The organism is Enterococcus raffinosus (genome assembly GCF_018917525.1).
Classification (GTDB): Bacteria; Bacillota; Bacilli; order Lactobacillales; family Enterococcaceae; genus Enterococcus_A; species Enterococcus_A raffinosus_A.
On sequence record NZ_JAHLOS010000005.1, the window covers coordinates 1 to 17,057 of the forward strand.

A 17,057-nucleotide genomic window follows, 5' to 3' on the forward strand; every position below is an offset into this window, starting at 1 on the left:
AATCGCTTATTTAGACGTGCCATCGAGCGAATAAAAGACAAATCCGTAGCACTGGAGAAGAACAATTCTTCCACCAGTACTACGGATTATTTGTCAATATGCTTAAGTTAATGACATTGGAATCTCTTCCCCCACCCTCCTAGCCTCCTACGCTGGCGCATCAGTTAACACCCATGTTAAATCTGCCGTATAGCTTTGTGCTTCCAATCCGGCACGCGGTACGTGAAGCTTCACATTTTCATTTTGACCGTCTTTCCCTTCAAAGACTGCCGCAAAACCACCAGCACCTTGTCCTTTTTTCGCCAACATTACATCTTGATATTCATCACTCAATTCAAAGAAATCATTTGCCATTTCGGGCGCTACTGATTCATTGTCTTTTGTCACGACTTTTCCATTGGCTAACGACATTTTTGCTCCAGTTAGCTCTTTGCCATTTTCACCAACAAATGGAGAGATAGTTACACCAAGTGTCCAACCTTTTGCTCCACCTCGAGTATCGTTTACCTGCACGTGTGGCTTTTGATTCATTGCAAAGTAATCCGTATCTCCCTGTCTAATTTCTTGTTGACCAAATGTGATATTTGATGCAAACGGAATAGATAGAGCTCCGGTACCTCCTGTACTTGGATCATCATCATGAGTATCATCTGGAACAATTGGGTCCACATCTTCTCCTGAACCTGCAGTGAATGTTACATCTGTTTTGTTCGTATTTTCTGTAAGGTCAGCGGCAAAAACAGCCGTACTTGTCGCACTTAATGCTAATAACCCTAGTGCGGCAGTTGTAACTATTGCTTTCTTCATTTTATAATTCCTCCTAAATAATAATTAGTCTAATTCGACTAAATCAATTCTCGCATGGCCCCCTTACTATTTCTAGTTCGATAATTTTCCTAAATCTGGAAAAAAATTAAAAATACTCCTTTCATCAAATTAAAAAAGGCGCATCGACTTTTACGTCCATGCGTCTTTTTGATTGGCTATGTCATAGATAACTTTCCCTAATTGTCGCCAGTTTCTTTCGGTAGGGATGTTTTTCATTAATACTAGTGGTGTATTACCCGTATTGAAATAATAATTAGAAACGACTAAATCTACTTCCGAGGCGTTTGTTTTATAATCGTAAAATGCAAAGGTATATGTATGACCAAAGTGTACGTTGATTTTGTTCATCAACCATAAGCGATGTGTGTGATGCAGATCGTCTTGTACTAGTATTTTAAGCGGTTCATCTCGGCTCAAAAACAACCCATAATAGTCCAAAACAAAATAGTAATTTAAAAATAGCTGCTCCCAATTCTCTAAAATGTTGGAAATACTTTTATCTGCCATTTGATTCAATGTTTGATGAAAAGCTTCTATTATGTGATAGTGCTTTGGCTTCTCCACTTGAACCTCTTTCCTATAAGAACGATTGAAGAAGAGATCGGTATTTCCATAAAAAAGTAAACTTCTCTCGTGAAAAGCAATAAAATTAAACAATAGTTCTTGATCCTTTACGGCCAATTCAAAATTAAATGCCTGTTTCAAAGCAAGAGCTAGATTCTCCACTGCACGATAAGAATCGGTAGCAGCCTTTTGGTGTGCTGCGGCGTAGCTGTTCTCGTAGCATTTATTCCCATCAATAATACCGAAGGAGTAGATGACTTGGTAAAGAAAATACAGCTCATCGTTCTTTAATGCCATATCAGTCTTAAATTGCCAGTTTTTCAGTTGTTCAAATGAGGATCTAAGTCGATGACCGTTCTAACACTAGCCTTAATTGATATGTCGGCAATTTTGCTTCTTTCCATTATTATTGCCAACCAGTAAGAAAATATACGTTTCTGCAACGGTTCTAAAGAAATTCGATAGTCCTTTTCAAATCTTTCTATGTATGATTCTATTTTGTCCAGATTTGTAGAGAATGGCCAATTACCAAAATTTTCTCGTGTTGAATGCCAATAAAAGTAGTAATAAAAGCAGCGTATCCTTTCTTCCTTCGCCTGTAAATGGAGCTTATAGGGCTGAAATCCAATGCGATAACGCTGAAAAAACGGATCAAGCAATTTTGCATAACGAAAAACGGTCGATACGCTCGTATATTGCTTTTCTGAAAAATCCTTTAACGATTTTCCAGGATGCTGGAACATAAAATCAATCAGCTGATAATTATACGAAGCTTTATAAAAATGAAGATAAATCGCATAGATTGGAAAGTCTTCTTCCTTTTTGACGTAAAAACGTTTGTTTTCCTCATTCAACAGACAAATTCTTCCATCATAGATTTCAAACAATCCTGATAATTCTTCAATATAATGCAAGACAGATTTATTTGTAACTTTAAGCAAGCTTTTCAATTCTTTTATAGTGGACCAATCATTTTTTTCCAGTAAATGATCAAGTAAAACCACTTTTTTTACAGATGTTTTGGTTAAAAATGTTTGCATTTCTTCTAACTCCTAACCCTTTTTCCTTATCGCTTAATGACCAGCCAAAGAATAGACTCCCCTCAGATTCGAAGGAAGTCTGTTCTAATTATTACCAATCACTTATGAGATAATGCTTTTGTTTTATATAAATAAAGGAGGATGCCTAAAGTAAACACAACTAAGACAATTGTTGTTGACAGTGCTGCCTCCGCTCCAAACTGTCCTCCAGTTAGCAGCGAGTCACCTCCATGAATGATCGTTCTAAAGTATCCCGAATCGGTTGTTCCACTAACAGGAATTCCTAATAAAGCTCCCTGCACCCAATTCCAAGTAATATGAGCACCAATCGCCGTAAACAAGCTTCCAGTTAAATACATAAGCACGCCAAAAAAACACCCAGCAAGAAAAACATTCACTAAAGCTAATATGCTTACATTAGGATTTAACGCATGTACCAAAGCAAAAAGAAGTCCAGAGCCAAATAAAGCGATAATTGGACCAAATTTCATTAATCGATGTTGAATAAACCCACGGAAAAGTAACTCTTCACTCGTACCGACAGCTACGAAAATCACAAAATTAACGAGTAAATTATACAAATTCTGATCTCCTGTTTTCAACTGATAAAGCCCTGGTAAGTAGAGTGTTCCTGTAATTATCAGAAATGCACCGGTCCCTATCAACAGACCATAAAACAACTGACGTCCATCACCCTTAGCCCAGCTTATTCCATAAGTACTAAGTGTCGTACTCTCGACTTTACTAGCAAAATAAAACCCCAACAAGCAAACAAAAATATGCACCAATGTCCCCACCAAGGCACTTACTAAAAGCATATTCTTTGGAAATAGTCCGGCAGCTACGTTATTGCTTATCATACCTAATACGAAGCCAATTAGAGCGATAATTACTGCTATCCCATTCAAAAAATATTCTTTTACCATCTTAAATCCCCCTTTGCACTGTGCATATTAACATTTTTCACGATTTTCAGCCAGATTTATACTTTTTAAGCTAAAAATTAGTAATCTATCAAACGAGTCTTTTTCTCTCATATATCAGTTGGTCTACCCTTTCACTTCACGACAGCAGCCTAGCATATTTTTTATCTCGTATTTTATTGATAAAGGTCACCACTCGAATCCAATCGGAAAGATACTGTTTTTCGCCCCATTGAAAAAGATAGGGCAACTCGCGAGGGAAATACTTGGTTAAATCAATTGCATAATCGGAAATAACAACATCAGGATTTTGGCGGATACCGACAATGATAACCGGACGCGGACTGATTCGCACCAGTGTTTGTTTTTGCAGCTGCTCCTCTAGTCCTCTCCCCTTAGACTCAATTGCTACCCGAATTGGTAGATCGCGATCCATCAATACATGATACAGTAATTGCGAAACATAGTATTTAAAGGAATTTGAATTAAGTGTCTTCGTCCATTTTTCATCTGGGGCATCTACACTGTGGGCAATTCTTTCTAAAAGGTCAAAAAGGTAAAGATACTGTTCCTCAACCTCAGAAATAGTCATATAATCGCCAAAGGAATCGATTTGTTTGCCTAATCCAAATGTTAATAAAAACGAAAAAATGTAAGTGGTATTAATAAAGATGAAGCGTTTCTCATCCTGTCCGAAACGATATCGTAAATTTTCCTCAATTCGTAAGATACAATCATCGACCAAACGCCGATAATCACTTAAAAAAGCCGGTGATTGCAACTGAATCTGCTGCAATGTTTCTTGAGAATAGCTCTGTCCTACAGTAAACATATAGTAGATATACAGGAACTCATCATCAGGCAACTCCTTTTCAAAAAGTAGGTTAGCTTCAAAAAAAGGAACCAGTATCTCTTTTTCGAATAGTTCTTTAGACATAAAAGGATTATAAAACTTCCGCACCGTTTCTGGAATTGATTGAATCAAATATCCTTGCTTGATACGCATAACAGTCACCGCTAAAAAATTGATAAAACGTTCTTTGTCTGCATGTCTGAGAAAAGGAAAATATTCAGTTAATCGCTGATAAATCTCAGTTGCACTTTTTTGAACAATCGGTGGTCGATTGCTATCGATTTCGTCATAAATATGCCAGTAAAAACTATGAAAAAAATAACGAATGCGAAATTCATCACCTACTAAATATCCGTTCTTTTTTAAATTCAAACCGATCTGGTATTGAGCCAAAATGGGACTAAACTCACCAATTTGACGTTGAACCGTTCGACGACTAAGAAACTGGCTTTGACTGAAGGACTCCAATGACTTGAATTTCTGATGAAAAATCGCGTCCCAAATAATGAAGGGAAGTGTTGACTTAGTTAGATCCACGCGAATTTTATTTAGCAGAAATCTCTCTGAGAATACTATTTTAGCTTCCTTATTTTCTCGTTCGATCAAAAATTCAGGGTAGCTTTGTTGAATGGCTTCTATCTGATCCAATACTTGTTTTAACATCGAATATGAAATACTCAGCTCATCTGTTAGTTCCTTATAGCTGAAAACAGAGTTGTATGATCGATAACAATACGTGAAAAACTTCTGTACTAGCTGATCCTGTCCCTTTATAAAAGAATCTAGCACCTGAAAGCCTCCTTTGTTCTTTATTAATTTAAAAATATAACAACTTTTTTCTTGTCTAAATAAATCATTCAAGATTATTTAGACAAAAAAAGCAGTAAAAATTTTCGAAGGATAAAATCCGAAGATTTTTTACTGCTCTAATTGAAGTCTAAAAAATGATGACCTATGTTTTGACATTCCATCGACACATTCATTTTTATACATGGGTCATCACGCTTAATTTGTAAAAGAGGTCTTTTTTGAAACAATCTTTTTCAAGCAATAGCCGTTTCCCCAAGAGGTTTGCAACTGAGTCTCGTCTAAGCCATGCTCTGCCATTTTCTTCTTAAGCGACTTGATAATACCGGACAGACGACTTTCCTTCGCTCTTGAAGGTGTAGATTCCCATAGGAAATAGCACATTTCCGTTCGAGAAATACACTTTCCTATTGATTGCTTCAGCAAACGAAATACTCGATATTCTTGCTTTGTTAAGCGATAGTCGAAATTTTCCAAATCGAAATCTTTTTCATTTACCAGTGAAGGTTTGCTTTTTTGCTCCAATGGCTTTCGGACTGCCATCTGCTCGCGTAATTCTTCAAAGCTCACTTCCTGAGAAACAAATTGTTCGATTCCTCGTTTCCCCCACTGCTCACGAGTCTCTTCATCTAAATCTGTAATTGTTTTACGGATAAGTCTGCAACGAAATAGTTTCAATGTTTCTAGACAAGTTGCTACTTCCTGATCTGAAATCGTTTCGCTCAGAATAACTGTGTCAAAATAATCAAGCTCACTAGAAAATTCCTCTTTATCTGTGCTTTGCAAATCCAAAAGTACCTGATTACTGCACAACACCTCATACCCTAAATCATTCAGTTTCTTTACAAAATCCTGTTCGTATGAATAACTTTTTGTTAAAAGTAAAACTGTCATTAAATCCTCTCATTTCATGTTTTCTTAAATGCTCTTTTTTGTAACTTTTAATACAACAATTCCCAATAAAGTCAATAGCATTAAAACGCCCAAAGTGATCCAACCGCTGCTGTTTTGACTTCCTGTGCTTGGTAAGCGTTTAGAAGTCGTAGATGTGCTTCTCGTTGTAATTTGATGAGTCATCGCACTCTTCTTCGTTTTTTCTACCTCTGGCTCTGTTATTGGCGTATTTTCTTTGGTAACCTCTTTTACATTTGGTTGTTTGTTTTTTACGGAAAACTCAATTGGTGTGGCATCTAATTGATACCCTTTTGGTGCCTTAGTTTCGATCAGCTTATAGCTTCCATCAATCAATCCTTTAATAACTATCGTTCCATCCTTACCAGTAACGATCATTTCATGACCCTTCACTACCTTATCTTCACTAGTCATCAATTTGAATTCTGCATTTGCCAATCTCTTGCCAGTTTCACTATCTGTCTTTTTCAATAACAGTTCACCCGGTGGAATTTCTTTTTCAGGAGTAAAATGATTTGTGAAAATCGGCTGTCTTCCGGCTTCAACACCCTCGTAAACAACGGAAGTCTCAAGCTTTCCAGCTTTCTCCTCAACAGTCACAATCACATTGTACGTTGTCTCATCGTAGGTAATTCCTATTGCTTTTTCGGCTGGGATTACTTCAGAAATCGTATACTCGTAAGTTCCTGTTTTTCCATACTCGATCGTTTCAAATGTAATCTTTCCATCGGCTACATTTGTTTGGGTTTCATCCACCCCTTCGCCTTTCAATCGGAAACTAAACTCTTCAGCTTTTAGCTCTCGGCCTGTTAATTCCTTCTGAGCTTCTAAACGAATACTTCCCGGTGTCACTGCATAGGTGTTCTTGAATGTTGGAACTTCTCCGGCCTCGACATTTTCGTATTCGGCCGTTGCTTCTAGCTCGCCAGCTTTTTCTTCTACCGTCACAATCACATTGTATGTTGTCTCATCATAGGTAATACCTGCTTCTTTTTCGGCTGGGATTACCTCGGAAATCGTATACTCATAGGTTCCCGCTTTCGTGTAGTCAATTGCGTCAAATGTAACCGTTCCATCTGCTGCATTTTTCTGAGTTTGATCTACGCCTTCACCTTTCAGATTAAAGCTGAATTCTTCGGCTTCTAAAGATCGTCCGCTTAATTCTTTCTTCGCCGTTAATTCAATTTTTGAAGAAGCTTTTCGATTTTCTAAAGAGAATGTATGATTTATTCGTTCTCTAGAAATGACAAACTCATGCTCCTGAACGTCCTTCACATATCCTTCAGGTGCCTGGCTCTCAACAATGACATAGGTTCCATAGCGTAAATTAGACAGATGATCGACTTCCGCACCATTTTCAATGATTTTATCGCCTTTTACCTCAATATTTGAAAGCATCAGTGTTAGATTGCCTTCAGTATCCTTTCGATAAAGATCGAAAAAGGCTGAACTTGTAGTAATTAGCTGATCGTTCTCATCTAATTTCCGGAAGGTGATCGAGCCATTTTTTCCACTTGAAGTTCCTTCACCGTCTGTAGATTTCACCGTTACAGTTTTCCTTACTTCGTGGTATTGGATGTCTTTACCATAAAGTGCTGCCTCATTCGCAATCACCTCATTATTTTGAATCCCCGGATCCAATAATGTCTGATACTCAATGATGTAAACAGAGTCGATCGTCTCACCTAGATGAATGGTTAATGTTTGAGTTCCTACTGTAGAATCCGAAGTAACAACAGGGCTGTTTTCTTCTGTAAACGCAATAGCCTCGCCATCTTTAACAAATGTTCCAGAACCATTATTTTTTGCCTTAAAGACCTTCACCACTACATTTTTATCTGCATCATAAACAAATGACTGCTCACTGATATTTACAGTGTCTTTGATGACTGGATCGTGAATTGTATGCCCGTCCTTATTTAAAACAACAGACCAATTGACTTTGCGGTAGTCTTCACCCGTTCCTTGTTGACCGCCCTTAGAAATCCACGCGTCCTTCACACTTTTCTCAACAGTTCCTTCGACTGTTATTGGTTTATTATCTTTTACTGTCATCGTCGCAACGTTTTTGTAGGTTGGAACTTCATCCGCCGCTTTCGCCAAAACAAAAATGGCAAAGGTTGATTCTTTGTCTTTTAATAGGGTAATAGTTGGAACCCCAGCCTCATCAAGTTCATACGTATAATCAACGTTGACTACCCATTTCGCTCCTAATTGAGCAGTTTCTAGCTTACTAGCAGACACATCGACATCATAAATAACAAGTTCTTTAAGCGTTTGGCCTTCGCCTAATGCTTCTTTGATCGTTGTCTCTTTAGGAATGGTAGTTTTCCATGAATTAAACAACGCTGTCCAATACACACTATTTTCTGCTGCGGTCGTTTCTGCAAATGGATTATCATGGGTAAAGACCTTAGCTACCTCTGCCCCTTCTGTGAGATATTTCCCATATTTTGTTCCATTAAATGCGTACTGTGTACTCACCCATGTAGCAAGTTCCGCACCATCTGTATGATTTTTTCCATCTTCACCGATATAAGTAACCACTACGCTATTATCAAATCTCTGTGTAGTACCCGTATCATGATGAGGCTGTTTGTCCATGAAGAAGTGTGTGTCATAATTAAAGGTGATTTGATCGCTTGTTGTTGCATAATCCCCAATTAATCGGATATTAAATCCTAACGAGTAATCTTCATCGCCATCGACTTTTTCTAGGATGTAGTCGCTATCTTTAGTCAAAACCTTATCAGTCGTTCCATCGTTGGCTTTTACTACCAGCGATGATTCAATCAATTGAAGCGCACTCTTATTAATTCCAGAAAGAGTGGTATACCTATCTTTGATAATCGCATCTTTCATCAAAAGACGATTCTTGTTCAATACCACCTGCCAGCTAATTGTATTCGTCGCATAATTCTTACTCGACGCTGTTTTGGTGATGCCTAATGCTCCTTCAACATCTGGTGTTTCCCCCGCATTAATTTCTTCTCTTTCAGTTCCATCAATAATCAAAGCAGTATTCTGAAGCTCACTTCGTAATGGCGTTGGCACATCAAATGTTTGGGTCGAATACTTCACTTTGTAAATGCCTTTTTCTGCAAAATTTAACGTAAAGTGTACATACTCGCCGTTCTTTTCTTTATAATCAGCCGCTGCTTCCGAAAATGTCCATTTATCACTAGCGACTTCATTGCCGTTTTCGTCATACACTTTGATGCTGTCTTTTAATAAATAGTGTTTTGCTGTATTCGGATCTCCATATCTTGAATACATCCAGTCCTTAAGAGTTCCGCCATCAGTCATATATGTAGCTTTGATTTCCCAGTTAAAAATACCGGTATTTAAATCATAATCCGTACAATATTTGTAATTGTCTCTTTCATCAAAAGACACACTCGCTTCTGCCGAATTAGAAATAAAGTTATCTCCGCTAATTGTTGCCTTATTCAAAAATTCCTTCTCGCTTTCATCGGCCACCCGCATTTTAAGAACAATTTTTACTGGCTGATTCATCACATCAGAAGTAAATTTATAGACATAATCTGCGCCATCTCTCCATGAATTCATAAAGCCAGCAGGCGGTATTACCCATTCACCATTCTCATTCATCACATAATCCTGGGTATACCACACTGATAACCCTTCAGGCATTGTATCTCTTAAAACTGCGTTTCTTAGATCACGTCTTTCTTCATTCAAGATAATCGTCCATGTCACTGAATTATCGGTTTCAATTTCTCCGCTTTTACGACTGGAAGGATAATCTTAATTTCAACTCCAGCCTCGTCTGTGATCCCTGTAGGAATCTCAATGGTTTCACTCTCTGTGGTTATTTTTAATTCCGTTCTTAAATCAATCGTTCCTTGACGATCGCTTAAATTTTCAACTTTGTCATTAAAAGAGACGGTTAAAAGCCCATTCAAGTCTAAGGTGAATTCCCCTAAAACATCTCCATCCTGATTTTTCAGCACATCTGTTACGGCATTATGAATAGAAAAATAGTCTGGCAGCTGATACGTATAAAAGTCACCATCCTGAATGATTTCGGCGTCATCTAATACCCAATCAAAATGAATCTTGATATTGGCATCTTGTACAGCGGGATTTTCTGTAGTAAATTCTTGATCATTAAAATCCGTAATCTTAATATTGGTAAATAAATCCACACCACGAACATTCAGATTTGACTCATGATCAGCTCGAGTTTCCCTTTTAGCCATTATCTGATCCACTTCAGCTTGCTTAACTATATCGGCCGTTGGATCTGAAGCTTTGCTGTAATAGAGGCTAGCCGTCACATTATTCCCAAAATCAATTGTTTCTGCTTCTACATTTTCTGATGTAGCTTCTGCCGTTACCTCAATCAACCCTTCATAGAACTTTGCACTAGCGAAATCCGGTGCAAATCCATCCGCTGTTTTTTGATAATTCTGTTTGAATTGAAAGATCAATTGTTGATTTTTTACTTGATAATTCCCCATCTCACCTAAACTTCCTGATTGCTCTGGATAATGCAGGTTTGAAGGCAAGTCAATGATCGTTGTGGTGTTTTCTTCAACCAATGTCGGTTGGACAAGCGACCAATTCAATTTCATTTTAACCGTTGTTTTTGGGGCTATTCGATGACTATCTGAGATTTCCTGGTCATTACCATCAGTGAAGACCACCTGATTTACTACTACTCCTGTTTGATCAGTAGTTTCAGCAACAACTGACATTGGAAAAAGGCCAATCATCATGCCTACTATTGCAGATAATGACAAAATTTTTTTTAATTGTTTCATATTTCACGCCTCCCCCATAAACGCAAATAATTCGCCTAAATTTCTGGTTCTGTTTGTTAAGCAAACTTATCCATTAATTTATTTCTTCGCTTTTTATTATTTCCCAAACCTCCTTTATTACTTTTTCAGCATTTTCCACCCTCTTAACAGACGGACCTTCACTAAACTTCGCTGAGAAAAGCTTCGCCCATTTAAAGAATGGATAGACTCTTTCTCATCTATTATTATTAGTCAAATCAAGGCCTAGAAAATGACAAAAATAATAAAATAAGTCTATATTAACGTCCTATTCAAAATATAAATCTATATAAGGGTAAAAAATAAAGATCTGCTATCACAAACAGATCTCTCATTTCGTATTTTTTCTCTTTAAATACACGACGAATATTGCTTCTTGTTTTTCTATTCATTTATTTAATGCAGGTTAAAAAAAGATTATTTTCTGACCAACCGATATTTATATTTAATTTACAATTAAATATCTCATAATGACTTAAAGAAACGTTGTTATCTTAACGTTTTTACTGAAGAAGACATTTTCTGTTGCTGTCTGCTATTTTTTTGTCACATTAGAGCGTAAACAAACTATAGTTGATGATGTCTTATAAAATGGAGGCTTTTCTCAAGGAGCCCCCCATAGAATGCCTCTATGGGCTGCACAAAAAAAAACGAACTGCCAGTATAAAGGCAATTCGTTTTTCTCTGATATAACGTGTAAATTTTATAATGCTCTGACTGTATCCACGATACTTTCATGCTCAATATTTGTGACATCAAAATGCAGAATGTTGAAGGTCGCCTCTAAAATAAAGCTGATTCCAAAAACAGAAATGACCGTACCGATACCAACCTTGGCACCTAACAGCCAACCGATCAAAAGAACTGTTCCTTCAATAACTCCACGAACAATTCCGATCGGTACTTTTGGCAGCCGTTTTCCCAGAGCAACCATCAAGGCATCCCGTGGACCGCAACCAAGTGAAGCCCCAATGTAAAAATAACTTCCGACACAGATCGATACTTGTCCCAGCAAAAGCATGATTACGCCAGAGAAAAAATTGTCCATTTGCGGAATAAAATCAAATACTTGGATCATATCGACAAAGGTTCCAATCAAAATCGTGTTAAGAATCGTGCCAAAACCAATTTTTTCTTTTAATGCTACATCCACCACTAAGATGACAAATCCGCTGATGATCAAAATATTTCCATAGGTCTGATTTGTCAGATAGGCAATTCCCATACTAAATGCTTCCCAAGACGCTAACCCTATATTGGCTTGAATTGTTAAAAACGATCCCAAAGCAAATAGAAACAACCCAAATATCAATTTTACCAACCGTACACTATACCCTTTCATTTCAGCCCTTCTTTCTACTCTCTGAACATCAGCATCAAAATGCGTGTTTCTTTATCCATCGTATTTGCGTATTTGTGATTACAATTCGCTAAAAACTGGATAGCTTCACCTTCCTCCAGTTCAAAGCTCTTTTCCCCCACCTGAATGTCCAATACTCCTTGCGTACAAATAATGTATTCTCTGATTCCCGCTTCATGATACTCAGACAGCCGTTCGGAATGGGGGGCGATAACATGTCGCAAAATCTCAAATTTCTTATCGGGATCATATTCAAACAAATTATAGGTATCAAATCCCTCCGAAGTCGAATAATGCTTCGTTGTACTTTTTTTGATCACTGAGACTTCCGGCGTTTCCATATACGTCAGCTGAGCTAACGGAACATTGATCCCGGTACAAATTTTCTCCAGCATCGAGATCGTCGGACTTTTCGTACACCGTTCAATCTCGCTCAACATACTCTTACTAACTCCTGATAGCCGAGCCAGATCGTCTAATGTTAGATTTCTTTCCTGACGAATCCGCTTAATATTGCGACTGATCATTTCATTTGCTGAAATCATATACTCCTCCAAATCACTATATCGAATAAAATCCACTATAGTATACAATCTATAGCAGAAACTACTCTTTGTCAAGACCAATTAAATAAAACATGTTTTTTATGAATTGTTTTATTTTTGGGATCAAGAAAGTTGATTATTCGGGATTTAACTATATAAAAAATACTTCCCTCTTCCTCTTTCAAGCATATTTATTTAAAAAAAGTTATTTATCAATTAGACTTTCTTTATAACGAATATTATTTTATTAACAATTAGGAAAAATCAACTCTGTTTCCTACCGGTCTTTTAGCTAATAAAGAAGCATAAGAACACTTATAGTCTGTAGTAAATAACCTTTCTTTTATATGATTCGTTAAGCACTTTTTGCGTATTTTATTTATTTTACAATTCAATAAAAGCACTACCCAAAAATTAGTACATAGAGCCCTTATTGGCTCATGTAAATAAAAAACTAGGAGTGAATATTGAGATGTTTTTACACAAAAAAGAACTACAGTTTGAAGCAAAGCCAGATCGTCCAAATCCCGTAATTGCCAAATATCTGCAGGAACTGATTGGTGGACAATATGGTGAAATGAGCGTTGCCATGCAGTATTTATTTCAAGGTTGGAGTATGCGCGGAGAAGAAAAATATAAAGATATGCTGATGGATATCGCGACAGAAGAAATCGGACATGTAGAAATGTTAGCAACCATGGTGGCTCGTCTTTTAGAGGATGCCCCTGTCGAAGATCAAGAATCAGCGATGAAAAGTGATCCTGCTATCGGTGCAATCATTGCTGGGATGAATCCGCAGCAAGCCATCGTTGCTGGATTAGGACCACGCCCTGCTGACAGTATGGGAAATCCATGGAGCGGCGGCTACATCATAGCCAGTGGAAATTTGCTCGCTGATTTTAGAGCAAACTTAAATGCGGAATCACAAGGTCGACTACAAGTAGCTAGAATTTACGAAATGATTGAAGATAAAGGTGTGAAGGATTTATTATCCGTATTATTAGCCCGTGACAGCTATCACCAAAATTTATGGGCTACTGCCGTCAAAGAGCTAGAAGAAAAAGAAAAAAGCATTTTAGTCCCTAGTACTTTCCCAAGAGAGAATGAACGTCTAGATATTGCCTACGATTTCTACAATTTCTCTGAAGGAGAAGAAAGTAAAAAAGGCAGCTGGGCTAAAGGCAAAGCATTAGATGGTGAAGGTGAATACAATTACTTGAAGGAACCTAAAGTCGAAGGAAAAGCACCTAAGCTTGACCCTGTTACACCCAAAATGTACGGCACTCCGCCAACTAAATAATCGCTAATTACATGATTACAAAAGAGCCCTCAACAAATTTCTTCGTTGAGGGCTCTTTTGGGCTATTGATTTTTTAATTAGAAAATAGTCGGTACTAATCCACCATCTAAACGTAATGCCGCCCCTGAAAAAGATCGCGCATAAGGACTAGAGACAAAAGCCGCAAAGCGACCAATTTCTTCTGGACGAATTAATCGTTGAATTTGGGATAGCGGGCGATGATTTTTCATAAAGTCGCTTTCCCATTCACTTTCTGGTAAATCCGTGTCACTGTACATGTCCACTAACATTTGTTGAACGCCTTCAGTCAACGTTGAGCCTGGCATGATCGTATTAACGGTCACATTCGTTCCCTTTGTCAACTTAGACAAGCTCTTTGCCAAAGAAAGGTTCATTGTTTTCGTCAAACTGTACTGCGGCATTTCACCAGAAGGCATGATCGCTTCTTCACTCGCAATAAAGATCACTCGACCAAAATCAGCAGATAGCATTTTCGGTAAATAAAACTTCGCCAACGCATTTCCCGAATAGAAATTTACATCGATAAAATGCTGCCAAAGCTCATCTGAGATTTCAAAATAGTCCTTTGGCTGAAAAATCCCCATATTATTGATCAAAATATCCACATTCGGATAGGCTTCAAATAATTCTTGACGTTCGCTTTCCTCAGCTAGATCATAGGTTGCTGCCTGTGGTGCTGTTTGTGGAAACTGCGTTTGTATTTCCTTCACAACAGCTTCAACTTCCTGATTATGGCGACCATTGATAATGACATTCGCCCCTTCTTTTGCCAATTCCCAAGCAATCGCCTTCCCGATTCCTTTTGTTGAACCGGTGACCAATGCGGTTTTTCCTTTTAAATCTAATTCCATTTCTATCTCCTCCAGCTATTCTTTTAATGAAATAGTAGTAATATGCAAGCTTAATACTCGAATTCTAATAGTTATTAAGAGTAACTGTCAATTAGTTGAACCTTTCTCTGTTTTGTATTAGAAATAAATCATCTATTCAATGTTTTTCCTTCCCCTGTATTGTCCATCACATCCCGCAAACAGGAACCTCCTACAGATATTTCTTCGGCGTCTTCAGCATTCTCAACGCATTTAGAATAACTAAAATCGTACTGCCTTCATGCATAATCACACCGATGGTAATATCCATTTTCCCTAGAAAGTTTAGTGTGACCAAGGTTAGAACAACCAGCATTGAAAAAGCGATATTCTGCCAAGTAATTTTATTCATCTTTTTGCTTAGCTTGTGAGCATAAACAAGCTTGGACAGATCGTTCTTCATCAAAACCAGATCGGCGACATCCATAGCGACATCGGTTCCGTCGCCCATCGCAATCCCGACATCTGCGGTAACAAGTGCAGGGGCATCATTGATCCCATCGCCCAGCATACCGGTTGAGCCGTATTTTCGCTGTTGTTCTTTGATGATCGCTGCTTTATCTTCGGGCATGACATTCGCTACAACTTCATCCACTCCGATTTGTTTTCCAACAGCTTCACCTGTTAATTTTGCGTCACCAGTGATCATGGTAGTATGCAGTCCTGCTTCTTTGAAATATGTGATTGCCGCTTTTGCATGCTGATTCGGCACATCCATTAAAGCGATCAGGCCAATAACTTGTTCGTTCTTTCCAATATAAACGACTGTCTTTCCTTCAGAGGCAAGCTCTTTCGCTTTCTCTTTATAAATGAAAGAAACTTTCTCAAAAGAAGCGGGTTTTCCGATCCGATACTGATAATCCTTGTAGGTCGTTGACAGTCCGCGACCGATTTCATTTTCGCTTTCAATCTCAAGAGTTTTTCTATCAGGAAATTGATTGATGATCGCTGTCGCCAGTGGATGATTTGATTGTTTTTCCATAGCAACGACTAAATCAATCAATTCGTTTTGATCGAGCTCATTTTCAAAGGAATAGTCCGTAACCACTGGTCGTCCATTAGTCAACGTACCGGTTTTATCAAACGAAATTGCTTTGAGTTCTTGCAGTTTTGATAGGTAGGCGCCACCTTTAATCAGCACGCCTTTTTTAGATAAATTTGAAATCGTTGCTAAGGTCGTTGGAACCGCACTGGCTGCCAAGGCACAGGGTGAAACTGAAATCAAATAAACAATACTTCGATACAAACTCAATTCCCAACTCCAGCCAAACACCGCTGGACCTGCTAGAAGAACAAACGGAAATAGTGCCAAAACGATCGTCACGTATTTGGGTTCTAGACGTTGAATTAAGGTTGCGGTTTTAGTCAAGCTTTTTTGCGACTGATCCACTAGCTGTAAAATTTTCGAAAAAACTGTTTCTGAGCTATCCTTCGTAACCTTCATCGTGATAGTACCGGAGCCATTGATCGTACTGCCGAATACCTCGTCACCAACCGTTTTTTCTTTTGGAATACTTTCTCCATTAATAGAGGATTCATCAATGGCAGTCGTCCCTGTTAACACGATACCATCGGTAGGAACTTGAGCGCCATTAAGAACTTGAAGGGTATCACCGATCTTCACTTCTTCGACTGGAACTACTTTGGTACTGCCATCTGGAGCGATGATTCTAGCTTCAGTCGGATTCAAGTTTAATAAATTCGTGATCTCTCTCTTGCTCTTTCCATATACATAATCTTCTAAAAAATGCGCGCTGGCGAAAATGACGATCAGCATTGCGGCTTCTTCATACTTACCGATAATAATTGCTCCAGCAGCGGCCAACGCCATCAAAAAATGGACGTTTGGCTGGAATTTTTTCGCAGTGTTGGAATTTCTGATCGTATCGCCGATCCCTTCAAGAATAATATGATAACCCGCAGTAACAACTGAAAGGATGAATGCTAAATTAGAATAAAAACTACTACTGCTCTCCAAAATAAAACCAACCAGAAATGCCGCAAGTCCTACAAAGAAGAACCCGATCATCACTTTTCCTCCATGGCTGTGTTCATGGTCGTGGTCGTGCTTGGTTTTCTGATCATGCAGATGCATGTTTGTTTTTTCCATAATACTCTCCTCTTTTCATTATTCGAATTACATATGAACAATCATTCATATATTTGAATCAATTATATATGAATGCATATTCATATGTCAAGTGTAGTCTTAGGCTTAACCAAAGAAAAA

At 38.0% G+C, this 17,057-nt stretch carries 11 protein-coding genes and 1 pseudogene; 1 reads left to right on the forward strand and 11 read right to left on the reverse strand.

What is annotated here, in order from left to right; all coding sequences use genetic code 11:
• Window positions 1-147: 147 nt before the first annotated feature.
• From KQI58_RS05100 to KQI58_RS05145, 9 genes and pseudogenes are all read right to left on the reverse strand, one after another.
• A complete protein-coding gene (locus tag KQI58_RS05100) occupies window positions 148-807 on the reverse strand; it encodes a WxL domain-containing protein (protein ID WP_216407073.1) in 660 nt (219 codons plus the stop codon).
• Window positions 808-957: 150 nt separating this feature from the next.
• A pseudogene (locus KQI58_RS05105) lies at window positions 958-2,432 on the reverse strand (helix-turn-helix domain-containing protein).
• A gap of 98 nt (window positions 2,433-2,530) precedes the next feature.
• Window positions 2,531-3,358 (reverse strand): CPBP family intramembrane glutamic endopeptidase, encoded by an 828-nt coding sequence (locus tag KQI58_RS05110; RefSeq protein WP_216407075.1) that lies wholly within the window; start codon window positions 3,356-3,358, stop codon window positions 2,531-2,533.
• A gap of 136 nt (window positions 3,359-3,494) precedes the next feature.
• Window positions 3,495-4,997, reverse strand: a complete 1,503-nt coding sequence (locus tag KQI58_RS05115) for a helix-turn-helix domain-containing protein (RefSeq protein WP_216407077.1) — start codon at window positions 4,995-4,997, stop codon at window positions 3,495-3,497.
• A 216-nt stretch (window positions 4,998-5,213) separates the two neighbouring features.
• Window positions 5,214-5,909, reverse strand: a complete 696-nt coding sequence (locus tag KQI58_RS05120) for a helix-turn-helix domain-containing protein (RefSeq protein ID WP_216407079.1) — start codon at window positions 5,907-5,909, stop codon at window positions 5,214-5,216.
• 24 nt (window positions 5,910-5,933) lie between these two features.
• The gene (locus KQI58_RS22570; protein WP_253295792.1) at window positions 5,934-9,629 is read right to left on the reverse strand and encodes a Spy0128 family protein; all 3,696 of its coding nucleotides are present in this window, start codon (window positions 9,627-9,629) and stop codon (window positions 5,934-5,936) included.
• 14 nt (window positions 9,630-9,643) lie between these two features.
• Window positions 9,644-10,714, reverse strand: a complete 1,071-nt coding sequence (locus tag KQI58_RS22575; protein WP_253295793.1) for an Ig-like domain-containing protein — start codon at window positions 10,712-10,714, stop codon at window positions 9,644-9,646.
• 721 nt (window positions 10,715-11,435) lie between these two features.
• Entirely contained in the window at window positions 11,436-12,074 is a 639-nt protein-coding gene (locus tag KQI58_RS05140) for a YczE/YyaS/YitT family protein (protein ID WP_216407081.1), read from the reverse strand.
• Between the two features lie 14 nt (window positions 12,075-12,088).
• Complete coding sequence (locus KQI58_RS05145; RefSeq protein ID WP_216407083.1) at window positions 12,089-12,637, reverse strand: helix-turn-helix domain-containing protein; 549 nt, start codon at window positions 12,635-12,637, stop codon at window positions 12,089-12,091.
• A gap of 472 nt (window positions 12,638-13,109) precedes the next feature.
• Here KQI58_RS05145 and KQI58_RS05150 point away from each other — a divergent pair, with 472 nt between their 5' ends.
• Entirely contained in the window at window positions 13,110-13,937 is an 828-nt protein-coding gene (locus tag KQI58_RS05150; RefSeq protein ID WP_216407085.1) for a manganese catalase family protein, read from the forward strand.
• Between the two features lie 77 nt (window positions 13,938-14,014).
• Here the strand turns inward: KQI58_RS05150 and KQI58_RS05155 are convergent, their stop codons facing one another.
• Together KQI58_RS05155 and KQI58_RS05160 are read right to left on the reverse strand one after the other, a co-directional pair.
• Window positions 14,015-14,809: an SDR family NAD(P)-dependent oxidoreductase gene (locus KQI58_RS05155; RefSeq protein ID WP_216407087.1), complete on the reverse strand. Its 795-nt coding sequence runs from the start codon at window positions 14,807-14,809 to the stop codon at window positions 14,015-14,017.
• A 190-nt stretch (window positions 14,810-14,999) separates the two neighbouring features.
• Window positions 15,000-16,937 (reverse strand): heavy metal translocating P-type ATPase, encoded by a 1,938-nt coding sequence (locus KQI58_RS05160; protein ID WP_216407088.1) that lies wholly within the window; start codon window positions 16,935-16,937, stop codon window positions 15,000-15,002.
• Between the last annotated feature and the right edge of the window lie 120 nt (window positions 16,938-17,057).

Bases quoted from the DNA above. Each gene is read 5' to 3' on its own strand.
- KQI58_RS05160 (WP_216407088.1), bottom strand. From the start codon at position 16,937: ATGGAAAAAACAAACATGCATCTGCATGATCAGAAAACCAAGCACGAC.
- KQI58_RS05155 (WP_216407087.1), bottom strand. From the start codon at position 14,809: ATGGAATTAGATTTAAAAGGAAAAACCGCATTGGTCACCGGTTCAACA.
- KQI58_RS05120 (WP_216407079.1), bottom strand. From the start codon at position 5,909: ATGACAGTTTTACTTTTAACAAAAAGTTATTCATACGAACAGGATTTT.
- KQI58_RS22575 (WP_253295793.1), bottom strand. From the start codon at position 10,714: ATGAAACAATTAAAAAAAATTTTGTCATTATCTGCAATAGTAGGCATG.
- KQI58_RS05100 (WP_216407073.1), bottom strand. From the start codon at position 807: ATGAAGAAAGCAATAGTTACAACTGCCGCACTAGGGTTATTAGCATTA.
- KQI58_RS05110 (WP_216407075.1), bottom strand. From the start codon at position 3,358: ATGGTAAAAGAATATTTTTTGAATGGGATAGCAGTAATTATCGCTCTA.
- KQI58_RS05145 (WP_216407083.1), bottom strand. From the start codon at position 12,637: ATGATTTCAGCAAATGAAATGATCAGTCGCAATATTAAGCGGATTCGT.
- KQI58_RS05150 (WP_216407085.1), top strand. From the start codon at position 13,110: ATGTTTTTACACAAAAAAGAACTACAGTTTGAAGCAAAGCCAGATCGT.
- KQI58_RS05140 (WP_216407081.1), bottom strand. From the start codon at position 12,074: ATGAAAGGGTATAGTGTACGGTTGGTAAAATTGATATTTGGGTTGTTT.